General features: G+C 42.9%; 20 protein-coding genes. 19 read left to right on the forward strand and 1 reads right to left on the reverse strand.

Annotated elements, in window-relative coordinates:
• Positions 1–17: 17 nt before the first annotated feature.
• A complete protein-coding gene (ypjB, locus tag FZC79_RS06290; RefSeq protein ID WP_148945965.1) occupies positions 18–809 on the forward strand; it encodes a sporulation protein YpjB in 792 nt (263 codons plus the stop codon).
• A 201-nt stretch (positions 810–1,010) separates the two neighbouring features.
• Positions 1,011–1,691, forward strand: a complete 681-nt coding sequence (locus tag FZC79_RS06295) for a zinc metallopeptidase (protein WP_148945966.1) — start codon at positions 1,011–1,013, stop codon at positions 1,689–1,691.
• Between the two features lie 127 nt (positions 1,692–1,818).
• Here FZC79_RS06295 and FZC79_RS06300 read toward each other — a convergent pair whose 3' ends face one another.
• Positions 1,819–2,691 carry a YitT family protein gene (locus FZC79_RS06300; RefSeq protein WP_148945967.1) on the reverse strand — a complete coding sequence of 291 codons (873 nt, stop codon included), beginning with the start codon at positions 2,689–2,691 and terminating at the stop codon, positions 1,819–1,821.
• A 537-nt stretch (positions 2,692–3,228) separates the two neighbouring features.
• On the opposite strand from FZC79_RS06300, the gene FZC79_RS06305 reads away from it, so the two are divergent.
• The 17 genes from FZC79_RS06305 (at position 3,229) to FZC79_RS06385 (ending at position 20,787) form a co-directional block, all read left to right on the forward strand.
• Positions 3,229–3,582, forward strand: a complete 354-nt coding sequence (locus tag FZC79_RS06305; protein ID WP_148945968.1) for a nucleotide pyrophosphohydrolase — start codon at positions 3,229–3,231, stop codon at positions 3,580–3,582.
• On the forward strand, positions 3,569–4,369 hold the full coding sequence (gene dapB, locus FZC79_RS06310; protein ID WP_148945969.1) for a 4-hydroxy-tetrahydrodipicolinate reductase: 801 nt from the start codon (positions 3,569–3,571) through the stop codon (positions 4,367–4,369). Before FZC79_RS06305 ends, dapB begins: the two co-directional genes overlap by 14 nt.
• Before the next feature lie 66 nt (positions 4,370–4,435).
• Positions 4,436–4,861 carry a methylglyoxal synthase gene (mgsA, locus tag FZC79_RS06315; protein ID WP_148945970.1) on the forward strand — a complete coding sequence of 142 codons (426 nt, stop codon included), beginning with the start codon at positions 4,436–4,438 and terminating at the stop codon, positions 4,859–4,861.
• A complete protein-coding gene (gene bshB1 / locus FZC79_RS06320; RefSeq protein ID WP_148946135.1) occupies positions 4,851–5,543 on the forward strand; it encodes a bacillithiol biosynthesis deacetylase BshB1 in 693 nt (230 codons plus the stop codon). The genes mgsA and bshB1 overlap by 11 nt, the downstream gene beginning before the upstream one ends.
• A gap of 3 nt (positions 5,544–5,546) precedes the next feature.
• On the forward strand, positions 5,547–6,677 hold the full coding sequence (gene bshA / locus FZC79_RS06325) for an N-acetyl-alpha-D-glucosaminyl L-malate synthase BshA (RefSeq protein ID WP_148945971.1): 1,131 nt from the start codon (positions 5,547–5,549) through the stop codon (positions 6,675–6,677).
• A gap of 3 nt (positions 6,678–6,680) precedes the next feature.
• On the forward strand, positions 6,681–7,871 hold the full coding sequence (locus FZC79_RS06330; protein ID WP_148945972.1) for a CCA tRNA nucleotidyltransferase: 1,191 nt from the start codon (positions 6,681–6,683) through the stop codon (positions 7,869–7,871).
• On the forward strand, positions 7,856–8,836 hold the full coding sequence (locus FZC79_RS06335) for a biotin--[acetyl-CoA-carboxylase] ligase (protein WP_148945973.1): 981 nt from the start codon (positions 7,856–7,858) through the stop codon (positions 8,834–8,836). Before FZC79_RS06330 ends, FZC79_RS06335 begins: the two co-directional genes overlap by 16 nt.
• Positions 8,837–9,160: 324 nt before the next feature.
• Positions 9,161–9,997 (forward strand): 3-methyl-2-oxobutanoate hydroxymethyltransferase, encoded by an 837-nt coding sequence (panB, locus tag FZC79_RS06340; protein WP_148945974.1) that lies wholly within the window; start codon positions 9,161–9,163, stop codon positions 9,995–9,997.
• A 1-nt stretch (position 9,998) separates the two neighbouring features.
• Complete coding sequence (gene panC / locus FZC79_RS06345) at positions 9,999–10,865, forward strand: pantoate--beta-alanine ligase (RefSeq protein WP_148945975.1); 867 nt, start codon at positions 9,999–10,001, stop codon at positions 10,863–10,865.
• Positions 10,858–11,241, forward strand: a complete 384-nt coding sequence (panD, locus tag FZC79_RS06350; RefSeq protein WP_148938588.1) for an aspartate 1-decarboxylase — start codon at positions 10,858–10,860, stop codon at positions 11,239–11,241. Before panC ends, panD begins: the two co-directional genes overlap by 8 nt.
• A 1,261-nt stretch (positions 11,242–12,502) precedes the next feature.
• Positions 12,503–15,304, forward strand: a complete 2,802-nt coding sequence (gene dinG, locus FZC79_RS06355; RefSeq protein ID WP_148945976.1) for an ATP-dependent DNA helicase DinG — start codon at positions 12,503–12,505, stop codon at positions 15,302–15,304.
• Positions 15,305–15,383: 79 nt separating this feature from the next.
• Positions 15,384–16,214 (forward strand): hypothetical protein, encoded by an 831-nt coding sequence (locus FZC79_RS06360; protein WP_148945977.1) that lies wholly within the window; start codon positions 15,384–15,386, stop codon positions 16,212–16,214.
• A 190-nt stretch (positions 16,215–16,404) separates the two neighbouring features.
• The gene (locus tag FZC79_RS06365; RefSeq protein ID WP_113928625.1) at positions 16,405–16,575 is read left to right on the forward strand and encodes a YpmA family protein; all 171 of its coding nucleotides are present in this window, start codon (positions 16,405–16,407) and stop codon (positions 16,573–16,575) included.
• Positions 16,576–16,587: 12 nt separating this feature from the next.
• Complete coding sequence (locus FZC79_RS06370; protein ID WP_148945978.1) at positions 16,588–17,061, forward strand: DUF5590 domain-containing protein; 474 nt, start codon at positions 16,588–16,590, stop codon at positions 17,059–17,061.
• Positions 17,062–17,082: 21 nt separating this feature from the next.
• A complete protein-coding gene (locus FZC79_RS06375; protein ID WP_148946136.1) occupies positions 17,083–18,276 on the forward strand; it encodes a pyridoxal phosphate-dependent aminotransferase in 1,194 nt (397 codons plus the stop codon).
• A 147-nt stretch (positions 18,277–18,423) separates the two neighbouring features.
• Entirely contained in the window at positions 18,424–19,716 is a 1,293-nt protein-coding gene (gene asnS, locus FZC79_RS06380) for an asparagine--tRNA ligase (protein ID WP_148945979.1), read from the forward strand.
• 363 nt (positions 19,717–20,079) lie between these two features.
• Positions 20,080–20,787 carry a DnaD domain-containing protein gene (locus FZC79_RS06385; protein WP_148945980.1) on the forward strand — a complete coding sequence of 236 codons (708 nt, stop codon included), beginning with the start codon at positions 20,080–20,082 and terminating at the stop codon, positions 20,785–20,787.
• Positions 20,788–21,284: the final 497 nt, after the last annotated feature.

Consider the following 21,284-nt stretch of genomic DNA (forward strand, 5'->3'; position numbering starts at 1 on the left):
TTTGAGGGGGGACAAGTATGAAATTATTACGGTCGATTTTTATAGCGCTCATCCTTTTAATGATAAGCTTTCCTATGCACACATCAGCTGAAGAGGCTTCTTTGAAGGAGCTGGATACGATTGCGGACGAGGCCTTGCAAATGACCAAATCGGGCAGGTTTGATGAAGCGAAGCAGCTTTTACAATATTTTTCGGACAAGTTTTCTGAAGTGAATGCAAGAGACCGTTCCTTTTCCATGGATGAACTCCGGATTCTTACTGTGGCGCATGAAGGAGCTTTGCAATCTCTTGCTAATACCTCTGAGTCGATAGAGCAGAGAATCGATTCGGTCATTACTTTCAGGCTTGTCATGGATACAATATCCTCACAGCACCAGCCTTTATGGACCGAAATGGAAAAGCCGATTATGTCAGCTTTCCAGCAGATGCAGACGGCAGCAAATGAGGGAGATACAGAAGCATATCATTCGACCCTTAATCAATTTTTGACAAAGTACAGCATCATCCAGCCAAGCATTAAGTTGGATGTTCCTGTAGAAAAAGTACAGCAGCTTGATTCAAGGATTACATTCATCGATCGCTATAGAAGTGAAAGTGGAAGCAGCACGGAGACAATCAATGAATTGAATACCTTGGAAGATGATTTGGAAAAACTATTCGATGGTCTCACAGAAGATGAAGCAGACCCTTCGCTCTGGTGGGTGATCACCACCACAGGGAGTATTATTATCCTTACATTATCTTATGTAGGCTGGAGAAAATATAAAGGGGAATCTGAGCAGTCCCGCTCTGAGAGGCAAAAGGATTGACAACCAATACTGGAGAAGATAAAATTTAAGTAATTAGGCTGTTTTCTAAAATATTGTTGTTTTCGGGAAAATCTCAAGCGCCATATGTTTCCCCTGAATTACTTAATAGGGGTATTTTCGCTCAATAATGGAGATTTTTATATTGCATAGCAGCAAAGTTTACGAAAAGAGCCAATAATTACATCTAGATGGAGGTTTGAAATGGGAGGATTTATCCTTTATTTCATTTTAATATCACTAATACCGATTTTGGCAAGTATGAATGTTAAGAGAACATTTAAGAAATATTCTAGGGTTGCCACTACTTCAGGAATGACTGGGGCGGAAATGGCCCGCCGTATTCTTAATGAAAACGGACTGTACGATGTGAAAGTGGTTGAAGGACGCGGTTTTCTGAGTGACCATTACAACCCTTTAAATAAAACCGTTGCATTATCACCTGATAATTACCATGGCCATTCGGTTGCTGGTGCTGCAGTCGCTGCTCATGAAGTAGGACATGCAATTCAGGACAGTGAGAGCTATGCTTTTCTAAGATTTCGACATGCACTTGTCCCTGTAGCGAATATCAGCTCCAACTTGTCATTTGTGTTTATCTTAATAGGGATCTTCAGCCAGCTATCAGGAATGTTCCTATTGGGTATCGTCTTAATGGCTGCCGGGGTTCTGTTCCAATTTATCACCCTGCCGGTGGAATTCAATGCTTCCTCCAGGGCGATGAATCAAATCGTTTCACTGGGATTGATTCGTAATGAAGAAGAACGCCATGCGAAAAAAGTGTTGAATGCTGCTGCGTTGACGTACGTGGCTGCTGCAGCTGTTGCGCTTATTGAACTGCTTCGTCTGCTGATGATTTACACAGGTATGCAGGGAGAAGATTAATTAGAAAGCTGAAAAGCCAGCTTGGGATTTGGAGCTGGATTCAGAAACGCAGTCCCAACTCCAATACGTAACTCCTGTGCTTTCTTATCAGAGTAAAAAAGTGCTTCCCAATCGGGAAGCACTTTTTTTAGTCCTCAAGAGGATTCTTATTTGCATCAAGAGTGAAACCTTCACCGAGTACATCGTGAACCACCGTGACAGAAACAAAAGCATGGGGGTCGACAAAGCTGATGATATTCTTTAAACGTACAATTTCATTTTTTCCAACCACACAATAAAGGACATTGCGGTTTTCTTTTGTGAATGAGCCGTGTCCTTTAAGGACGGTAACTCCCCTGTCCATTTTTTCATTGATCGTATCTGCAATTTCCTCATGCTTATCAGAGATGATCATAGCCCCCCTGGCTGCATAGGCACCTTCCTGCATGAAATCGATCACTCTTGCCCCCACAAATACGGCCACAAGGGTGTACATGGCTTCCCTGTATCCTAAGTACGTAATAAGGGAAACCCCTATGACAAGGGCATCAAAGATGAACATAGTTTTCCCCATGCTCCAACCTACATATTTATGAACGAGCCTTGCAATAATATCTACACCGCCGGTCGTTCCCCCATATCTGAAAATGATTCCAAGTCCTACGCCGAGAAAAGCTCCGGCAAAAAGAGCGGCAAGAAATAAATCACCCTCCAATGGGATTCTGACTTGGTATCTTTGGAAAATCCATAGAAATACAGAAAGTGCAATCGTACCGATGATGGTATAGTAAAAAGCACGCCTTCCTAAAAATTTCCAACCGATAAAGAAGATAGGGATGTTCAAGGCAAGGTTAGAATAAGAAGGGTCAATGCCGGCAAGAAAGTATAATAATAACGTTATGCCTGTAAACCCGCCTTCTGCCAGTTCATTCTGGATGTTGAAATGGACTAGTCCAAATGCAAAGATTGCAGAACCGAGAATGATGAAAAATGTATTTTTGACACGCAGTCCGAGTAACATGATTGTTCCTCCAATCTTTCATTAAGTAAATATAAGAGCAGTATACCGGCTGATTATTTATGCCATTATTCAATATTTTCAGGGTGATCACTTTCATTGATGTCCTGCTCCTGAAGACAACCGCCGTATTCTTTTCTTATAACAGAGCAATTATATAGGAAGAGATGTAAACTATCAATAAGGCTTTTTTTCTGTAGTTTTTCTTATGCTCTGCCTGAAATTTCAAAGAGGCTTCATGATTCAAATTACAATATAAATCTGGCAGCATCTTGAGAAAAGAGCAATGTGAAAAGTAGTAATTATTAAAATTTGCAGAGTCCGAATGCTGTTGTTGAAATATCGAAGCAGTTAGAAAAGCCCTTGTTTTTTTGAGGCACAAACTATGGCTGAGAAGGTATAATTTTCTGTAAAAGGATAATCAGCCCCGGCGGATTAACAACATTTGTACAGAAACATAAAAAAGCAGCCATGGTTTAATTATTTGTCAAAAATCAATTCTTTAGCTAACATAATAGAAGAAATTAGCGAGGTGTTACTATGGGAGAAAATAAAACTATTAAAGAAATGCAGATCGAAGTAGATACATACATAGGGCAGTTTAAAGAAGGGTACTTCAGTCCGCTCGCAATGATGGCCAGACTCACAGAAGAAATGGGTGAACTGGCAAGAGAAGTCAATCATTACCACGGTGAAAAGCCGAAAAAAAGTACTGAAGAAGAAAACACCATAGAAGAAGAGCTTGGCGATATTCTCTTTGTCGTCACATGCCTGGCCAATTCACTGGGGATTGACCTCGAAACTGCACATAATTCAGTTATGCATAAATTTAATACCAGAGATAAAGACCGATGGACAAGAAAAGAGGGGGAAGGAATCAATGGCAGCAATTAAAGTGACGATAGCTGGTCCAAGGGGAAGAATGGGCCGGGAAGCTGTAAAAATGGTAGAAAGTACAGAGGAATTCATGCTGATCAGTGTGCTGGATCATAAGCACGAAGGAAAAAGGCTGAGTGATTTAGAGGGCTTCTCTGGATCCGATGTTCCTGTTTATACAGATATTAAGGAGTGCTTTGATACCGAAGCTCCTCATGTCCTGATTGATTTGACAATCCCTGAAACAGGTTATTTACATACAAAAACAGCTTTGGAATACGGAGTGAGGCCTGTGGTAGGTACAACTGGATTTTCCTCGGGACAGCTGGCTGAATTGAAAGATTTGGCGGAGAAAAAAGGATTAGGCTGTATCATTGCACCCAATTTTGCTGTTGGAGCAGTCTTGATGATGAAGTTTTCCCAAATGGCAGCAAAGTACTTTTCTGACGTTGAAATCATTGAACTTCATCATGACCAAAAGCTTGATGCGCCTTCAGGTACAGCTGTGAAAACGGCTGAAATGATTGCTTCCCAAAGGAAAATGAAGGTACAGGGCCATCCTGAGGAAAAGGAAACAATAGAAGGCGCAAGAGGGGCAGACTATGAGGGGATGCACATTCACAGTGTTCGTCTGCCTGGACTTATTGCACATCAGCAAGTCATGTTCGGCGCTGAAGGTCAAAGTTTGACCATCCGACATGACTCCTATAACCGAGCTTCCTTCATGTCAGGGGTTAAAGTATGTGTTGATACGGTCATGAAGCTTGATACATTGGTTTACGGACTGGAGAATATACTGGATTAAAACGGAGGCCGATCTGCAAGAGTAAATCTCGCAGGGGGCTTTACTTCGAGTTGAGGAGTGAAAGTTTTGAATATTGCTTTAATCGCACATGATAAGAAGAAGGATAATTTAATTCGTTTCGTATTGGCATACAAGGATATTTTTCAACAACACAATTTATATGCCACTGGGACAACTGGATCAAGAATAATGGAAGAGACCGGCTTAGACCTGCACAGATTTAAGTCAGGCCCGCTCGGCGGTGATCAGGAAATTGGATCATTCATCGCCAATGATAAAATGGATGTTGTCATCTTTTTCAGAGATCCATTGACTGCACAGCCTCATGAACCGGACGTAACAGCTCTCATCCGCCTTTGTGATGTCTACTCTGTTCCTTTGGCAACCAATATGGGTACGGCTGAAATCATTATCAGAGGGCTGCAGCGAGGAGATATTCACTGGCGGGAGGTTGTGAAGGAGCAAAAGGAGAATGACGGTAATGGAAGTTGATATCCTGGCATTCGGTGCCCATTCAGATGATGTAGAAATCGGCATGGGCGGCACGCTGGCCAAGTATGCAGCAGCCGGGAAGACAATAGTGATATGCGATTTGACCAGAGCAGAACTGTCCTCTAACGGCACACCTGAAACAAGGGAAAAAGAGGCTGAAGACGCAGCCTCCATATTAGGTGTATTGGAAAGGGTGAACATTGGTTTGCCTGACAGGGGACTTTACATACAGAAAGACTATATTGATCAAATCGTACATGTCATCAGACAGTACAGACCAAAAATCGTATTTGCTCCATATGAAGCCGACAGGCACCCGGATCATGGGAATGCCTCTTCCTTGGTGAAAGAAGCTTTCTTTTCAGCTGGTATTAAAAAGTATGGAGAAGGAGAACCGCATAAACCAATAGCATTATATTTTTATATGATAAACGGTTTTCACAAGCCTGATTTTGTCATAGATATAGATCAATACATAGAGACCAAAATAAAAAGCCTGGAAGCATATCAAAGTCAATTTATCAGCAGGGAGGGAAGTATTTCTACTCCTCTGACAGAAGGGTATCTTGAATCGGTAGAGGCAAGGGAAAGAATGATGGGCAAAGCAGCCGGTCTTTCATTTGCAGAAGGGTTTTTTGCTCATACCGCTTTGATTGTCGACAAGGACTTATTAGGAGAGTAGTTTATGAAATTAAAAATAGGAATCACCTGCTATCCTACGGTCGGCGGGTCAGGGGTAGTGGCTACTGAACTTGGTAAACTTCTCGCTGAAAGAGGACATGAAATCCATTTCATCACTTCCAGTGTTCCTTTCAGACTTAATAGAATGTATCCGAATATTTATTATCATCAGGTAGAGGTGAGTCAGTACTCTGTCTTTCAGCACGCACCTTATGACATAGCCCTCGCTAATAAGATGGCTGTGGTTGCGAAAAGGGAAAACCTGGACATTCTGCATGTCCACTATGCAGTGCCGCATGCTGTCTGCGCGATACTGGCAAAACAAATGGCAGATACCGATCTTAAGATTGTCACCACATTGCATGGAACGGATATAACGGTACTGGGGTACGACCCATCGTTAACAGAAGCCATCCGTTTTGGCATTGAACAGTCAGATCATGTTACAGCAGTATCACACGCGCTTGTCGACCAGACATATAGTCTTATTACACCAGACAAGGACATTGAGACCGTTTATAATTTTATCGATGAACGAGTTTATCGCAAGGTAGATTCTGAGCATCTGAAAAAAGAATACGGTTTACTTCCGGAAGAAAAAGTCATCATTCATGTCTCGAATTTCAGGGGTGTCAAGAGGGTGCAAGATGTGGTTCAGGCATTCAGCAGGATTGCCAAGGAGATTCCTGCTAAACTCCTCTTGGTTGGCGACGGACCGGAAATGACGGTCATCTGCCAGCTGGTCAGGGAACTTGGGCTTAAAGAGAAGGTCCTTTTTCTCGGTAAACAGGATAGCCTTGAAGAACTGTATTCGCTCAGTGACCTTATGCTTCTGCTTTCAGAGAAAGAAAGCTTTGGACTGGTGGCTCTTGAAGCGATGGCCTGCGGAGTACCTTGCATTGGGACTGACATTGGCGGGATACCGGAAGTGATTGAAGATGGAGTCAATGGGTATATTTGTCCTTTAGGAGCTGTTGATTCTGTTTCGGAAAAGGCTGTGTCATTGCTCACAAATGAGAAACTTTATCAGGATCTCTCGGAAAACGCTTTGGAGACGGCCAGATCAAAGTTTCATTGGAGCAAAATTGTAGATCAATATGAACAAATTTACGGAAAGCTTACAGTAGAAGGGTAGGTGATGATAATGCTTCCTGACCTATTTCAACGGGCATTGCCTGTCCTGAAGGAATTGGAAGACGCAGGATATCAGGCTTACTTTGTCGGAGGTTCCGTAAGAGACCTTCTTTTAAATAGAAAAACAAATGATATTGATATTGCCACTTCAGCTTTACCCCACCAAGTGAAGGCGGTTTTTCCTAAAACAATAGATGTTGGAATTGAACACGGGACGGTGGTTGCAGTTTATAACCAAACTCCCTATGAAATCACTACTTTCAGGAGCGAGGATGATTATAAAGATCATCGAAGACCGGATTCAGTGACTTTTATTACGTCCTTGAAAGAAGATCTCCAGAGAAGGGATTTTACGATTAATGCCATGGCGATGGACAGTTCAGGGGAGCTCCATGACCCATTTCTGGGAAGGGAAGATCTTAAGGCTAGGGTGATCCGTACAGTTGGGGATGCGGATGAACGTTTCAAAGAAGATGCCCTTAGAATGATGAGGGCCGTCCGCTTTATGGCTCAGCTGGATTTCAGTATTGATGCCGACACTTTCAACAGTATTTTGAACAACCGAGACACTCTTCAGTACATTGCTATTGAAAGATTGTCAGCAGAATTTGAAAAGTTGCTGGCTGCCCCGTATAAACGTGCTTCTTTTAAAGTGATGGAAGAAACCAGGCTCTATGAATTTCTGCCGGAATTGAAAAGCGAAGTGGTAAGAACTGCTGCTGTCCTGCCAGTCGATCACCTGACATATGGACAAATGTGGCTGCTGCTGAATCATCTTTCTCAATACTCTTCTGACTTTTTGAATCAATGGAGACTTCCTTCTAAGAAAATAAAATATATCTCAAGTGCTTCATCGTTCCTTTCCAGAAGAATGGAAAAGGAATGGACCGCTTACAGTGTTTATTTAGCAGGAATGCCGGCAGCGATAGATGTTGAAAGGGTATATCAGGTGCTGAATTCTTCTGTTGGAAAAGCAGATGACAGTTACTTAAGGGATATGCATGATTCTTTGCCGATTAAAAAAAGGGATGAACTGGATTTGTCGGGAAATGATTTGATGAAATGGACCGGTAAAACCGGTGGTCCTTGGATAAAAGAACTTATCGAAAAAACAGAAAGAGCGGTTATACAAGGGGAAGTACCTAATGAAAAATCAACCATAAGGGAGTGGTTAGGACTTTGCAATCACCAATAAGAGTGAAATTAATGGAAGCCTTCAGGAAAGCTGATGGAGAGTTTTTATCGGGACAAGCCCTGGCAGATATAGCCGGCTGCTCCCGTACAGCTGTATGGAAGCATATTGAAGAGCTGAGAAAAGAAGGGTTTGTTTTCGAAGCTGTTAAAAAAAGGGGATACAGGATTTTGAAATCCCCTGACAGGGTGAGCGGGGAAGAGATTTACCCAGGTTTAAGGACCAGGGCCATTGGAAGAGTGATTGAATATAAGGAATCTGTTCCGTCTACACAAAAAATTGCTCATACCCTTGCTCAGGAAGGCAGCGGGGAAGGAACCACGGTCATAGCCGATGAGCAGACAGAGGGAAGAGGAAGGCTCCTGAGAAGCTGGCATTCTCCAAAAGGAACCGGCATCTGGATGAGCATCATCCTGAAACCCCAGCTTCCTCCTCAAAGAGCTCCGCAATTTACTCTGATAGCGGCTGTAGCGGTTGTGCAGGCAATCGAGGAGGTATGCGGCTTGAGTCCTGAAATAAAGTGGCCGAATGATATTTTGCTGCACGGCAAAAAGGTAACAGGCATTTTGACAGAACTTCAGGCTGAAGCGGATAAAATCAACTCCATTATTATCGGAATCGGGATGAACGTCAACCAGAAGGCAGATGATTTCCCTGAAGAACTGAAATCAATTGCTACATCTTTATCCTTAGAAAAAGAAGAAAAAGTATCAAGAGCAAAATTAATTCAAAAGGTGTTTGAAAAATTAGAGTTATACTATGATTTATATATGGAAAAAGGATTCACACCTATTAAGCTGCTTTGGGAAAGTTATGCCGTCAGTATCGGCAGGCAGATTACAGCTAGAACCATCACCGGAAGCATACAGGGAAAAGCTCTTGGGATCAATGAAGACGGCGTCTTAAGAATACAAGATGCAAAGGGAGCCATTCATGAGGTGTACTCGGCGGATATTGAATTAAATTAAAGTGAAAACGTTTTCTTTCAGTCTTTTTTTCTATTGAATTCCCCGATTCTTTTGTTATAATCGTTTAGTGAAGGGCAGTATCTCAAATGAACTGCACCATTAGATTAAAATTGAATATATCAGCTTATTTCTGCCTTGATCCAACTGGACAGGGACGGAGGGTCGAAACTTTAAAATGAACTTAACGGGATCCTTCTGCCTTTTAGCGGAAGGGTCCCTTTTTGTCAGGCTCTAGTGCGGCATCTTTTTCTACTTGAAGGGACTGCACAAGCTGCCTTATTACAATTTGTTTCGCCGCCTCTGATAAAAAAGGAGGAACGGAAAATGAAGAGCACATCAGATTTTATAAAAATGAAAAGTGAAAATGAAAAAATATCGATGGTAACTGCCTATGATTATCCATCTGCCAAGCTTTCAGAACAGGCCGGCATCGACATGCTGCTGGTGGGAGATTCCCTCGGCATGGTTGTTCTCGGCTATGATTCTACTGTTGCTGTGACGCTTGACGATATGATCCACCATACAAAGGCGGTAAAAAGGGGAGCACCCGATACTTTCGTGGTGACGGATATGCCCTTTATGACGTATCATCTTTCAAAACGCGATACGTTACAAGCTGCAGCGGACATCGTTCAACAGAGCGGGGCACATGCAGTCAAAGTTGAAGGCGGCGGAAAGGTAATTGATACAATTACTGACCTTACAACAGCAGGAATTCCCGTTGTTGCCCACCTTGGCCTTACTCCCCAATCAGTTGGCGTGCTTGGCGGATATAAAGTACAGGGGAAAACGGCAGAAGCGGCTGAAAAACTTATAGAAGAAGCCAAAAGATGCGAAGAGGCCGGTGCGTTTGCGCTTGTTGTGGAATGCATCCCCCGCCAGCTGGCAGCTGAAGTGTCGAGAAGCATCAATATCCCGGTGATCGGCATTGGGGCGGGAAGCGAAACGGACGGCCAGGTCCTGGTCTTTCATGACATCATGACCTATGGGGTGGAAAGAATCCCAAAATTCGTAAAGAAATACGCAGATTTCAACGAGGCGGCAGCTGCCGGACTCCAGAATTATCATCATGAGGTTAAAGAAGGGCTGTTTCCAGAGGTCGGCCACACTTTCACAATGAAAGAAGAAGAACTGCAATCCTTATATGGGGGAAAGAAGTAACATGAAAAAATATACCTCAATTTCTTCTATCCAGGAGTTTTTAGTAAAAGAAAAGCGAAGAGGAAAGACAGTAGGCTTCGTGCCGACAATGGGCTTTCTCCATGAAGGCCATCTTACCTTGGCGCAGCAGGCCAGGCGGGAAAATGATATAGTCGTCATGAGTATCTTTGTGAATCCGCTGCAGTTCGGCCCTAATGAGGACTTTGAAAGCTATCCCCGCAATCCTGAGAGAGATGCCGAGCTTGCCCGGTCAGCAGGTGTAGATGTACTTTTTCTCCCTGAGGCAGATGAAATGTACTCAGGATCTTCTATAAAAATGCATGTCACCGAGCGGACCCAGGTCCTATGTGGAAGCAAGCGGGAAGGTCATTTTGACGGAGTTGTCACTGTGGTATCGAAGCTATTCAATATTGTGGGCCCGGATAATGCTTATTTTGGATTAAAGGATGCGCAGCAGGTAGCTGTTATAGAAGGGCTGGTTAACGACCTGAATTTTCCTGTGAATATCGTCCGTGTTCCAACGGTCAGGGAAGATGATGGCTTGGCAAAGAGTTCGAGGAACGTCTACCTTTCCGATTCGGAAAGAATAGAAGCTCCAGTTTTGAATAAAAGCCTGAAAGATGCAGAAAGATTAATCAGGGAAGGTGAAGCAGATCCCGGACGCATTATTTCTTATATCCAGAATAGAATCAGTGCGGAAACCAGCGGAATCATTGATTATATCGAAATTTATTCTTATCCTGAATTAACACCCATAGATCAACTACAGGGTGAGTTCATAATAGCCTTAGCAGTGAAATTTAATAAAGCCCGGCTGATTGATAACATTATCATCAAAGCGGCACAGGAGGAGATACACCATGTTTAGAACGATGATGAGTGGAAAAATCCATAGAGCGACAGTGACAGAAGCAAACTTGAACTATGTAGGCAGCATTACGATTGACCAGGATATCCTTGATAATGTCGGTATGCTTCCAAATGAAAAAGTACAAATCGTCAATAATAATAATGGCGCAAGACTTGAAACGTATATCATACCGGGAGAACGCGGAAGCGGTGTTTTCTGCCTGAATGGTGCGGCTGCCCGTCTTGTACAGCCAGGTGATGTCATCATCGTCATTTCATATAAGCTTGTACCTGATGAAAAAGCACATACTCATGTCCCGAAAGTGGCCATTATGGATGAAAAGAATAATATTGTAGAAATGCTGGGAACAGAGCCGGAAGCAACGGTATATTGATCTTTAGTAGATAGCATTGGAAATTATGAGTGACTAATTTTTTAGTCACAAATAGTACCTGCTAATGGGGGCGAAATCGTTTAAGGTTTCGTCCTCTTCTTTTTTTGAGCGGGAAATTCTCATTTTTAAAGTTATTGCGGCACCAGCTCATCGAGGTTATAGGGACTGATGACCCGTCAGCGTAGAATGGATGGGTACTGGATTCTTCTTAAGGTTTATGAATTTTGTATCTTTTAGCACAGACGCAGTGGATCCATATTTCCGTTGAGAATCTGAAGATCGTGATTCAGACTCTTGGTGTAGGTACATATCTCAGTAGAAAGACTGTGCCTCATGTATCCAGAAGCCCGGAGTGAGTACATATCTCAGCAGCAAACCCAAGACTCGTGTATCCACCCGCCCGGAGTGGGTACATATCTCAGTAGAAAAACGGTTCCTCATGTATTCATAAGCTCGGTGTGGATACATATCTCAGCAGAAAAACGGTTCCTCATGTATCCAGAACCTCGGTGTGGATACATATCTCAGCAGAAAAACGGTTCCTCATGTATCCAGAAGCTCGGTGTGGGTACATATCTCAGCAGAAAAACGGTTCCTCATGTATCCAGAAGCTCGGTGTGGGTACATATCTCAGTAGAAAAACGGTTCCTCATGTATCCAGAAGCTGGGAGTGGGTACATGTCTCGGCAGAAAGCCGGTTCCTCATGTATCCAGAAGCTCGGTGTGGGTACATATCTCAGCAGAAAACCAACGACACGTGTATCCAGAAGCTCAATGTGGGTACATATCTCGGCAGAAAACGGATGACACGTGTATCCAGAAGCCGGGTGTGGGTACATATCTCAGTAGAAAAACGGTTCCTCATGTATCCAGAAGCTCGGTGTGGGTACATGTCTCGGCAGAAAACCGATGCCTTATGTATCCACCCGCCCGGAGTAGGTACATATCTCGGCAGAAAATCGATAACTCATGTATCTATAATCCCTATGTGAATACATATCTCAGCAGCAAACCCGTGACTCGTGTCTCCACCCGCCTAGAGTCAACACATATCTCAGCTCAAAACGCAAAACTCATGTATCCACCAGTCCGGGGGTATATTGTTTTACAGATAGCGGATTGGCATGCAACCGCCTATACATATGGCAACTCGGATTATCCAAAGACATTCAAATATATCAGCACCCTCTCTTCTGGCTCTGCTCCAAGGTATTATGGTACACTTGTGAAGATAAAGAGATGATAAAGGCTGTGTGATTTTATGGTACCTCATAAAATAGTTGTAGTAGATTTAGAAACTACAGGTAACTCCCCGAAAAAGGGAGACAAAATAATTCAATTAGCTGCAATGGTGGTCCAAGATGGAGCTGTTGTAGATTCGTATACCACTTTTATGAATCCCGGTGTGAGGATACCTTCGTTTATAGAGGAATTGACCGGGATCAATGATGAAATGGTTAAGGACGCCCCTGAGTTTTCCGAGATAGCCCCAAAAGTTTTGGAGCTGCTGGACGGGGCTGTTTTTTGTGCTCATAATGTCCAATTTGATTTGGGATTTCTCCAGGCTGAGCTGGAGGAGGCCGGCTACAATACGTTTACCGGCCCTTCCTTTGATACTGTCGAGCTCGCGAAGATCACTCTTCCCACCGCGGACAGTTATAAACTGACGGAACTTTCCGATCGATTTTCCTTTAACCACAGCCGTCCGCATCAAGCTGATAGTGACGCATTGGTCACGGCAGAATTGCTTATCCATTTTATAGAGAAGCTTGCAGAACTTCCGCTCGTGACACTTGAGCATATGGAAAAGTTGTCCAATTGGCTGAAAAGTGATTTATCCCTGCTTTTTTCCAATATTCTTACCCAAAAGAGAAAATCGATTGAGGACATTGATCCGGAACTGGAGGTTTTCAGGGGAATCGCCATCAGAAAGAAGAAGGTTCAGCCTCACGTGCGTGTTGATGAATCAGAGGCGGCTTATCCAATAGAGGATGAGGATAAAATTGCTTTGTTGTCCACGGCCATATCTTCATTTGAGAAAAGGGAAGGCCAATTTTTGATGATGAATAAGGCTTATGAAGCGATGACAGAAAATAAGCACATCATCATCGAAGCGGGTACTGGTGTGGGCAAGTCTTTAGGCTATCTTCTGCCTGCCATCCTGCATAGTAAGCAGGAAGAAGTTCCGGTGGTGGTGAGCACGTATACCATTCAGCTTCAGGAACAGCTTCTGGAGAAGGAAGTTGGATTCCTTAGAGAGATGCTGGAATTCCCTTTTAATGCCGTTCTCTTGAAAGGAAAGAACCACTACTTGAATTTGTTCAAATTTGAGCAGTCTTTGACAGAAGAAGAGAATCACTACGATATTGCTCTTACGAAGATGCAGATTCTTGTCTGGCTGACATCAACTGAAACTGGCGATGTGGATGAGCTTAATTTGACAAGCGGCGGAAGATTATTCTGGAATAGAATCAGGCACGACGGCTGGCATATCAAAAAGGATCCATGGATCGGCAGGGACTTTTATCTGCATGCCCGAAATCTTTCCAAGAGTGCCGACTTGATTGTCACCAACCATTCGATGCTGCTTGCGGATTTGGTGAGTGAAAGGCGGCTCCTTCCGGAATATGAGACAGTCATCATAGATGAGGCTCACCATCTGGAGAAGTCGGCGAGAAGCCACTTCGGCAAAATGATCGATTATCTATCAGTCAAGTTTGTCATTGGGCAGCTTGGGCTGATCGATCAAAATCAACTTTTGTTCAAAATGGAAAAAATGATAGAAAAATATTCACTTCAACCGAAACTTCATTCTTTTGAGCTTGAACAGTATGTCAATGATTTTTACAGAGAAATAGAAGAATGCTTTTCGGTCATTACGTCTCTCTTCTTAAAGCAGGCAAAAAAGAGAAAAGGAATCCAAAAAATCCAAATGAGACTTACCCATTCGCTGTTGAATTCCAGTGAATGGAGACCGGCAATCATGTGTGTGGAACGAGTCGTCTCCGAAATGAAGAGAATCGAGGGAGAAATGGAAAGCCGGTTGGAAATGTTGAAGGAGAAAGAAAACTTCCTGGATGATTCCGAAAAGGCTTCCTTGGAGGAAATGTACAGCTTCCTTGTTGAATGGGTGGAACTAAGATCAAACTTGCGGGAAGTATTTATGTTTCCTTCAGATAACGATGTGATTTGGCTGGAAGGAGATCTCCGCTCCTTGCCTAACAGCCTGTTGATCCAGTCTCAGCTTGCAGCAGTCGGGGAAAAACTAAAGAGTTCGTTTTTCGATCAAAAGAAATGTGCCATTATGACCTCGGCTACATTGACTGTCCAGAATTCTTTCAATTATTTTAAGGAAGAAGTCGGTTTGTCACGCCATGAAGTGGACGCTGTCCGGATTTCTTCCCCATTCAATTACAATGAGATGACCAAGCTGTTCATTCCAACAGATGTTCCTGAAATACAGAATGTGTCATTGGATGAATATGTTGAAGCCATTGCGACGCACTTAATTGGTGTGGCTCAGGCAACGAAGGGCAGGATGCTGGTGTTATTCACCGCTTTTGATATGCTTCGAAAAACTCATGATTTAATGAAAGACAGCGGTTTGCTGGATGACTTCGTGTTGATGGCACAAGGAATTTCTGGGGGAAGCAGGACTAGGCTGACAAAGAACTTCCAGAGATTTGACAAGGCTATTTTATTTGGCACAAGCAGCTTTTGGGAGGGTGTTGATATTCCGGGTGAAGATCTGTCCTGTCTTGTGCTGGTAAGGCTGCCATTTTCACCGCCGGATGAACCCGTAGCACAGGCAAAAAGTGATTTCTTGAAAAGCGAAGGGAAAAATCCGTTTTCTCAATACTCTCTGCCCGAAGCGATCCTCCGTTTCAAGCAGGGTGTCGGGAGACTGATAAGACGAAACACGGATAGGGGAATCGTGATTGTATTCGACAGAAGGATTGTTACAGCCAGATACGGCAAGGCGTTCCTTGACTCCATTCCTGATATGCCAGTCCGCCAGGGAGAGCTTCATGAAATGGTAGAATTGATCGAAGAGTGGCTGTGAAATCCATTCGACTTTATCGGATAAATTTTCATGATTAACGTACTCTAATTGTAGAGATAAAATAGGAGGTATGTTAGTCATGAGAGGGTTTACGGCGGCGTTCCTGATGATAATGTTTTTTCTTTTATCAGAAGGGAATATACTAGCAGCTGGTCCACAGGTGGACCTGAAGTTAAAACCAGACGAGTTTGCGTTGTCTTTCCTGCCTTTTGAAAAAGGGGAAGTTGCGGTTATCCACCTGCCGGAAGGTGTGAATTACCTGATCAACACAAGTACAAGCAGCCAGTCGGATTCGCTTTTTTCCATTTTGGATAAGTATGGAATCAAAAAGATAAAAGGAATACTTGTCACCGATAGTACAGAATATCATAGAGATGTTCTCAATAGGATTGCCGGACAATGGGGAGTGGAAGAAGTGCTGACAGGTGCAAAACTTGCTCCGGGTATCACTGGTTCGGAAGTGCCTGTGATTCCTCTGGAAAAAGGCACTAAGCATGCGCTAAATCAGAATGTTGCCATCGATGTCATGTTTGACGGCGGCACGGAAAATGAAGGGCTGGATTTTTCTATCACTTCTTTGCCCCATCGTTTCCTTTGGCTGAGTTCTCATTCCCAGGAGGCAGAGAACTTATTAATGAATGAGCAGTTAAGTGATGTCAATATATTGAAGGTTCCGTTGTATAACAAAACGGAGTTATTATCGGAACGGCTGTTAAAACATATCGATCCGCAAACAGCTGTTTTTTACCGAGATAAGAAAAAATATATGAATACAGATCTTGTGGAACTTTTCCATGAGAGCTGGATTGATGTTTATTTTACAGGCCAGCATGGGCTTATCACGATTAAATTCAATGAAAACAACTATGAAGTAATTACCTTTCCAGAGGAAAATCAGGTGCTTGGCTGACAGGCACTGCGAAAAGAGGACTGTTCAGACAGCCCCCTGCTGGAGTGTGTGTGGAATAGAATTGTTTTTGTTTGTTTGTGTTCGGATTTAAGTCCATTTGCTGTTATAATGAGAAATGGTTCTAATGTTATTTTGCCTTAATACTGTTTCAATATTTATAACAATTTTTGTGAAGTTAGGGGGATTTTCTTTGGAAAGCAAAATCGAGGTTTTATCAACCGTCAAAATTCAGCATTCGCCTGATTTTTACAAAGTGGTCGATGCTTTAAATCGTACTCTGAAAGAAAGAGATCTGATGTTTGGACTTGCCTTGGATCCTGAAGATCAAGAACAGGCAGTTTTTACAATCTATCGTACATAAAGAAGTGGTGAAATGAAAAAACTCATAATTTTCTCAGTATTAATTTTACTCCTAATGGCAGGAGCGGCAGCAGCCGTATTCCTGAATGCCAGATCCCCAGCTAATGAAAGGGCCGAGTCTGCTCTAATAAGGGCTGAAGCTGAAACCGAAATAACATCAACAGAGGATGTTGCTCTATACAATGGCAATAAGTCATATGTAGTCATTACAGGCGAAGATGCAGCCGGGGAAAAGATCATCCTATGGGTTCCTCAAAACGATGAAGAAATTATCGAAAAAAAATGGGCCGATGGAATCTCGAAAGAAGATGCGATTAATAAACTAAATCAAGAAAACGATGTTTCCGATATTCTGTCTGTCAAATTGGGCATGGAAAGTGTAGGACCCGTATGGGAAATGACGTATCTTGATGAAAATGAGCACCTGAACTACTATTACCTTCTCTTTGAAACGGGAGAATGGTGGAGGAAGATTGAAAATCTCTAATAGGGGGAAATGCATATGAAATTGGAATTGGCACATAGAGTCAGTGCTTTAACTCCATCTACAACCCTTGCCATTACGGCAAAGGCGAAAGAGATGAAATCACAGGGTATAGATGTTATAGGGCTTGGTGCCGGTGAACCGGACTTCAATACTCCTGACCATATTATGACAGCTGCGACTGATTCGATGTACGATGGACATACAAAGTATACTCCAGCAGGCGGTTTGCCACAATTAAAAGAAGCCATTATCAATAAATTTAAAAAGGATCAAGGTATTTCCTATGATCCGTCGCAAGTGATGGTCACAAGCGGTGCGAAACATGGTTTGTACACTTTATTCCAGGTTCTTCTTAATGAGGGAGATGAAGTAGTCATTCCCACTCCCTACTGGGTCAGCTATCCCGAACAAGTAAAATTGGCAGGCGGCAGTCCTGTATTCATCGAAGGTAAAGAGGAAAATGAGTACAAAATAACTCCTGACCAGCTCAAAAATGCTGTTACAGACAAAACAAAAGCAGTCATTATCAATTCACCAAGCAACCCTACAGGCATGCTGTACAGCAGGGATGAACTGGAAGCTCTCGGCAGAGTCTGTCTTGATCACAATATCCTGATCGTGTCTGATGAGATTTATGAAAAGCTTGTTTATGGTGAAAATAGCCATGTTTCGATTGCGGAGATTTCACCTGAATTAAAAGAGCAGACGGTTGTCATCAATGGAGTATCAAAGTCACATTCCATGACAGGCTGGAGAATCGGCTATGCAGCAGGGGATGCACGGCTTATCAAAGCCATGACGAACCTTGCCAGCCATTCAACCTCCAATCCTACGACAACTTCGCAGCACGGTGCTATTGCCGCCTATGAGGGGACACAAGAGCCAGTCGAAGACATGAGGAAAGCCTTTCAGGACCGTTTAGGCATCGTCATTGAAAAGCTGAATGCAATTCCAGGGTTCACCTGCATTAAACCACAGGGAGCATTTTATCTTTTCCCCAATGTAAAAGAAGCCGCGTTACTAACCGGGCATGAGTCGGTTGACGACTTTACGAAAGCTCTGCTTGAAGAAGCCAAGGTGGCCGTTATTCCAGGATCCGGTTTTGGTTCGCCTGATAATATACGGTTATCATACGCAACATCTCTTGATTCTTTTGAAAAAGCATTAGAGAGAATCCATTCTTTTGTTAAGGGTAAAATGGAGCAATCAAAATAAAAAGCAGGTTCAGGCGGCAGATTTTCTGCCGCTTAATCTGATGAATCACCCCTTGCTGTGTTTTCTCTGTTGCTAGGGGTTGGGTGGATATGTATAATAAAAAGAAATTGATACATAAGTGTGTTGAGTTTTTGGAGGGAATTAAACGTGAAAACAACAATTGCAGAAGTAAATAAGCATGTTGGAGAAGAAGTGACGATCGGTGCTTGGCTGGCAAACAAAAGATCAAGCGGCAAGATTGCCTTCCTTCAACTTAGAGATGGTACAGGCTTCATTCAGGGTGTTGTCGTCAAGAGTGAAGTCGAAGAGGAGATTTTTCAGAAGGCGAAGTCCATCACTCAGGAGACATCTCTATATGTCACTGGTGTGATCCAGGAGGACACCCGCTCTCCTTTCGGCTATGAGATGCAGGTGAAAAGCCTTGAAGTCATCCATGAGGCTGTTGATTATCCTATTACACCGAAAGAACATGGTACAGAATTCTTGATGGACAACCGTCATTTATGGCTGCGTTCCCGCCGCCAGCATGCAGTAATGAAGGTTCGGAATGAAATCATCCGTGCAACCTATGAATACTTCAATAAAGAAGGTTTCGTCAAAGTGGATCCTCCTATACTGACAGGAAGCGCTCCCGAAGGAACATCGGAGCTTTTCCATACGAAGTATTTCGAGGAAGATGCTTACCTTTCTCAAAGCGGACAGTTGTATATGGAAGCAGCGGCAATGGCTCTTGGAAAAGTATTTTCTTTCGGACCTACTTTCCGTGCTGAAAAGTCAAAAACCCGCCGCCATTTAATTGAGTTTTGGATGATAGAACCTGAAATGGCTTTTTATGAGCATGAGGACAGTCTTAAAGTACAGGAAGAGTATGTATCCCATATTGTACAATCAGTGCTTGAAAACTGTAAACTGGAATTGGAAAGATTGGGACGCGATACTTCCAAGCTTGAAAATATCAAAGCACCTTTCCCGCGTATCACATATGATGATGCAGTTAAATTCCTTCAGGAAAAAGGATTTAATGATATAGAGTGGGGAGATGATTTTGGCGCTCCTCATGAGACGGCCATTGCTGAAAGCTACGATAAGCCGGTATTCATCACCCATTATCCAACTTCCCTGAAGCCTTTCTACATGCAGCCGGATCCAAATCGTGAGGATGTTGTTCTGTGTGCGGACTTGATTGCCCCAGAAGGGTATGGAGAGATCATAGGGGGGTCCGAGCGTCTGCATGACCACGATATCCTCAGTCAGCGCATCGAAGAGCATGAGCTGGATCCTGAGGCGTACAAATGGTATTTGGAACTGCGCAAATACGGTTCAGTTCCTCACTCAGGGTTTGGCCTTGGACTCGAGAGAACTGTGGCATGGATCAGCGGCGTTGAACACGTGCGCGAAACGATTCCATTCCCAAGATTATTAAACCGTCTATATCCTTAATAGATGGAAGCATTTAAACGACTGCCTTGCGATTGATTCCTTGGCGGTCGTTTTTACTTGTTCTTTCGAAAACTTTGTTTTTATTATTCAGAAGTCAGAAGAATACCTCCATATTTCTCCAGAGATAAATTGGCAAGCAAGAAATAAAGCTGTTCCCAATTCAGAGAGGTAAGCAAAAGTATCCAGGAGATTATATAAGGCGATTAAGGAAATCCGGCCTTTCTTCATAAGGAGGAAACCTGGAATTGTTTTGCTTTGACTAGTGATTGCGTATACCTTGAACTGGTAAAAGTACTTTTGTAGTCTTTTCCATGTTCAGTGTTTCTTTCATCATGATATACTATTATTTGAGGTGGACGTATTATGGATTATAAACAATTAATGGTAAGCTGGCTGGAAGAGGGGACTATCAGTATCCCTCAGCTGCTTCTTTCCAATTACAATAAACTCGGTTTGAGTGAATCAGAATTTGTTTTGCTTCTTCAAGTTTACTCCTTTATCGATAAAGGCAACGATTTTCCTACTCCTGAAGAACTTTCCTCCAACATGAGCTTTTCGAGTGAGGAGTGCTCCTCGATTCTCAGAAGGCTCGTGCAAAATCAATTCATTTCAATAGTGGAAGGCAATTCTTCCAGTGGAATTCTTTATGAGCAATACACATTGAAACCGCTCTGGTCAAAACTTGCTGAATTTGTGGTAAATGAAAGCAAAGGAGAAGGCATGGAAAAGGCTCTTCTGGATGAAACAGATTTGTATACCGTTTTTGAACAGGAATTCAGCCGGCCGCTTTCCCCATTGGAGTGCGAGACACTTGCCATGTGGGTTGATCAAGATGAACATAATGCTGTCATTATTAAGGCGGCACTGCGGGAAGCTGTCATATCCGGGAAACTGAACTTTCGGTATATCGACCGAATCCTGTTTGAGTGGAAAAAGAACGGTGTTAAAACCATTGAACAAGCCAAAAAGCAGGGAGAAAAGTTCAGGCCGCATCAAAAACAGCAAATATCCTCACAGTCTTCTCAATCTGATAAAAAAACTGTCCCTTTTTATAACTGGCTCGAACAGTAAATATCTGCTAAGAAGGAGTGCCGTGGCAAGGCGGCATTCCTTTATTTTTAAGGCTCTTTTCGTGAATTTTGTGGCTATTAGATATTAATTACGAAAGATAGCGGCATAATCAACAAGGAAAATTCTGTTAAACAAGATAGAAAAGAGCTTCTCTCTTCGTTTAGAGAAAAAAGCCTAGTATTCAGGGGGGAATCCGGCTTTTGGGATTTTTCCGAAAGCAACAATGGATGCGAAAAAAGGCTTTTTTAAACAGAGGGTAAGAGGCTGAGGATTTTGGAACATAAATTTTTTAGACGTGCAGAAAGAAGCGGAATTAAGCTGGGGAACTCATTAGCTTGCTGAAGTGTGGACTTTCTGTAACAAAAGACTTTATGCAGCCTTGATAAAAGTTTGAGGCATTTAGATTCTAATTAAACTCCCTGGCCTTTTAGAAGGGGACTGGGCGGAAATCAACTGCTTATTACAGCAAAAAATCTAACAATCAATCAGTGGTGATT

This window comes from Rossellomorea vietnamensis (genome assembly GCF_008180615.1).
GTDB classification, from domain to species: Bacteria; Bacillota; Bacilli; order Bacillales; family Bacillaceae_B; genus Rossellomorea; species Rossellomorea vietnamensis_D.

What these genes read in the sequence shown, in the direction of transcription:
- ypjB (WP_148945965.1), top strand. Translation starts at nt 18, where the DNA reads ATGAAATTATTACGGTCGATTTTTATAGCGCTCATCCTTTTAATGATA.
- FZC79_RS06295 (WP_148945966.1), top strand. Translation starts at nt 1,011, where the DNA reads ATGGGAGGATTTATCCTTTATTTCATTTTAATATCACTAATACCGATT.
- FZC79_RS06300 (WP_148945967.1), bottom strand. Translation starts at nt 2,691, where the DNA reads ATGTTACTCGGACTGCGTGTCAAAAATACATTTTTCATCATTCTCGGT.
- FZC79_RS06305 (WP_148945968.1), top strand. Translation starts at nt 3,229, where the DNA reads ATGGGAGAAAATAAAACTATTAAAGAAATGCAGATCGAAGTAGATACA.
- dapB (WP_148945969.1), top strand. Translation starts at nt 3,569, where the DNA reads ATGGCAGCAATTAAAGTGACGATAGCTGGTCCAAGGGGAAGAATGGGC.
- bshB1 (WP_148946135.1), top strand. Translation starts at nt 4,851, where the DNA reads ATGGAAGTTGATATCCTGGCATTCGGTGCCCATTCAGATGATGTAGAA.
- bshA (WP_148945971.1), top strand. Translation starts at nt 5,547, where the DNA reads ATGAAATTAAAAATAGGAATCACCTGCTATCCTACGGTCGGCGGGTCA.
- FZC79_RS06330 (WP_148945972.1), top strand. Translation starts at nt 6,681, where the DNA reads ATGATAATGCTTCCTGACCTATTTCAACGGGCATTGCCTGTCCTGAAG.
- panB (WP_148945974.1), top strand. Translation starts at nt 9,161, where the DNA reads ATGAAGAGCACATCAGATTTTATAAAAATGAAAAGTGAAAATGAAAAA.
- panC (WP_148945975.1), top strand. Translation starts at nt 9,999, where the DNA reads ATGAAAAAATATACCTCAATTTCTTCTATCCAGGAGTTTTTAGTAAAA.
- panD (WP_148938588.1), top strand. Translation starts at nt 10,858, where the DNA reads ATGTTTAGAACGATGATGAGTGGAAAAATCCATAGAGCGACAGTGACA.
- dinG (WP_148945976.1), top strand. Translation starts at nt 12,503, where the DNA reads ATGGTACCTCATAAAATAGTTGTAGTAGATTTAGAAACTACAGGTAAC.
- FZC79_RS06360 (WP_148945977.1), top strand. Translation starts at nt 15,384, where the DNA reads ATGAGAGGGTTTACGGCGGCGTTCCTGATGATAATGTTTTTTCTTTTA.
- FZC79_RS06370 (WP_148945978.1), top strand. Translation starts at nt 16,588, where the DNA reads ATGAAAAAACTCATAATTTTCTCAGTATTAATTTTACTCCTAATGGCA.
- FZC79_RS06385 (WP_148945980.1), top strand. Translation starts at nt 20,080, where the DNA reads ATGGATTATAAACAATTAATGGTAAGCTGGCTGGAAGAGGGGACTATC.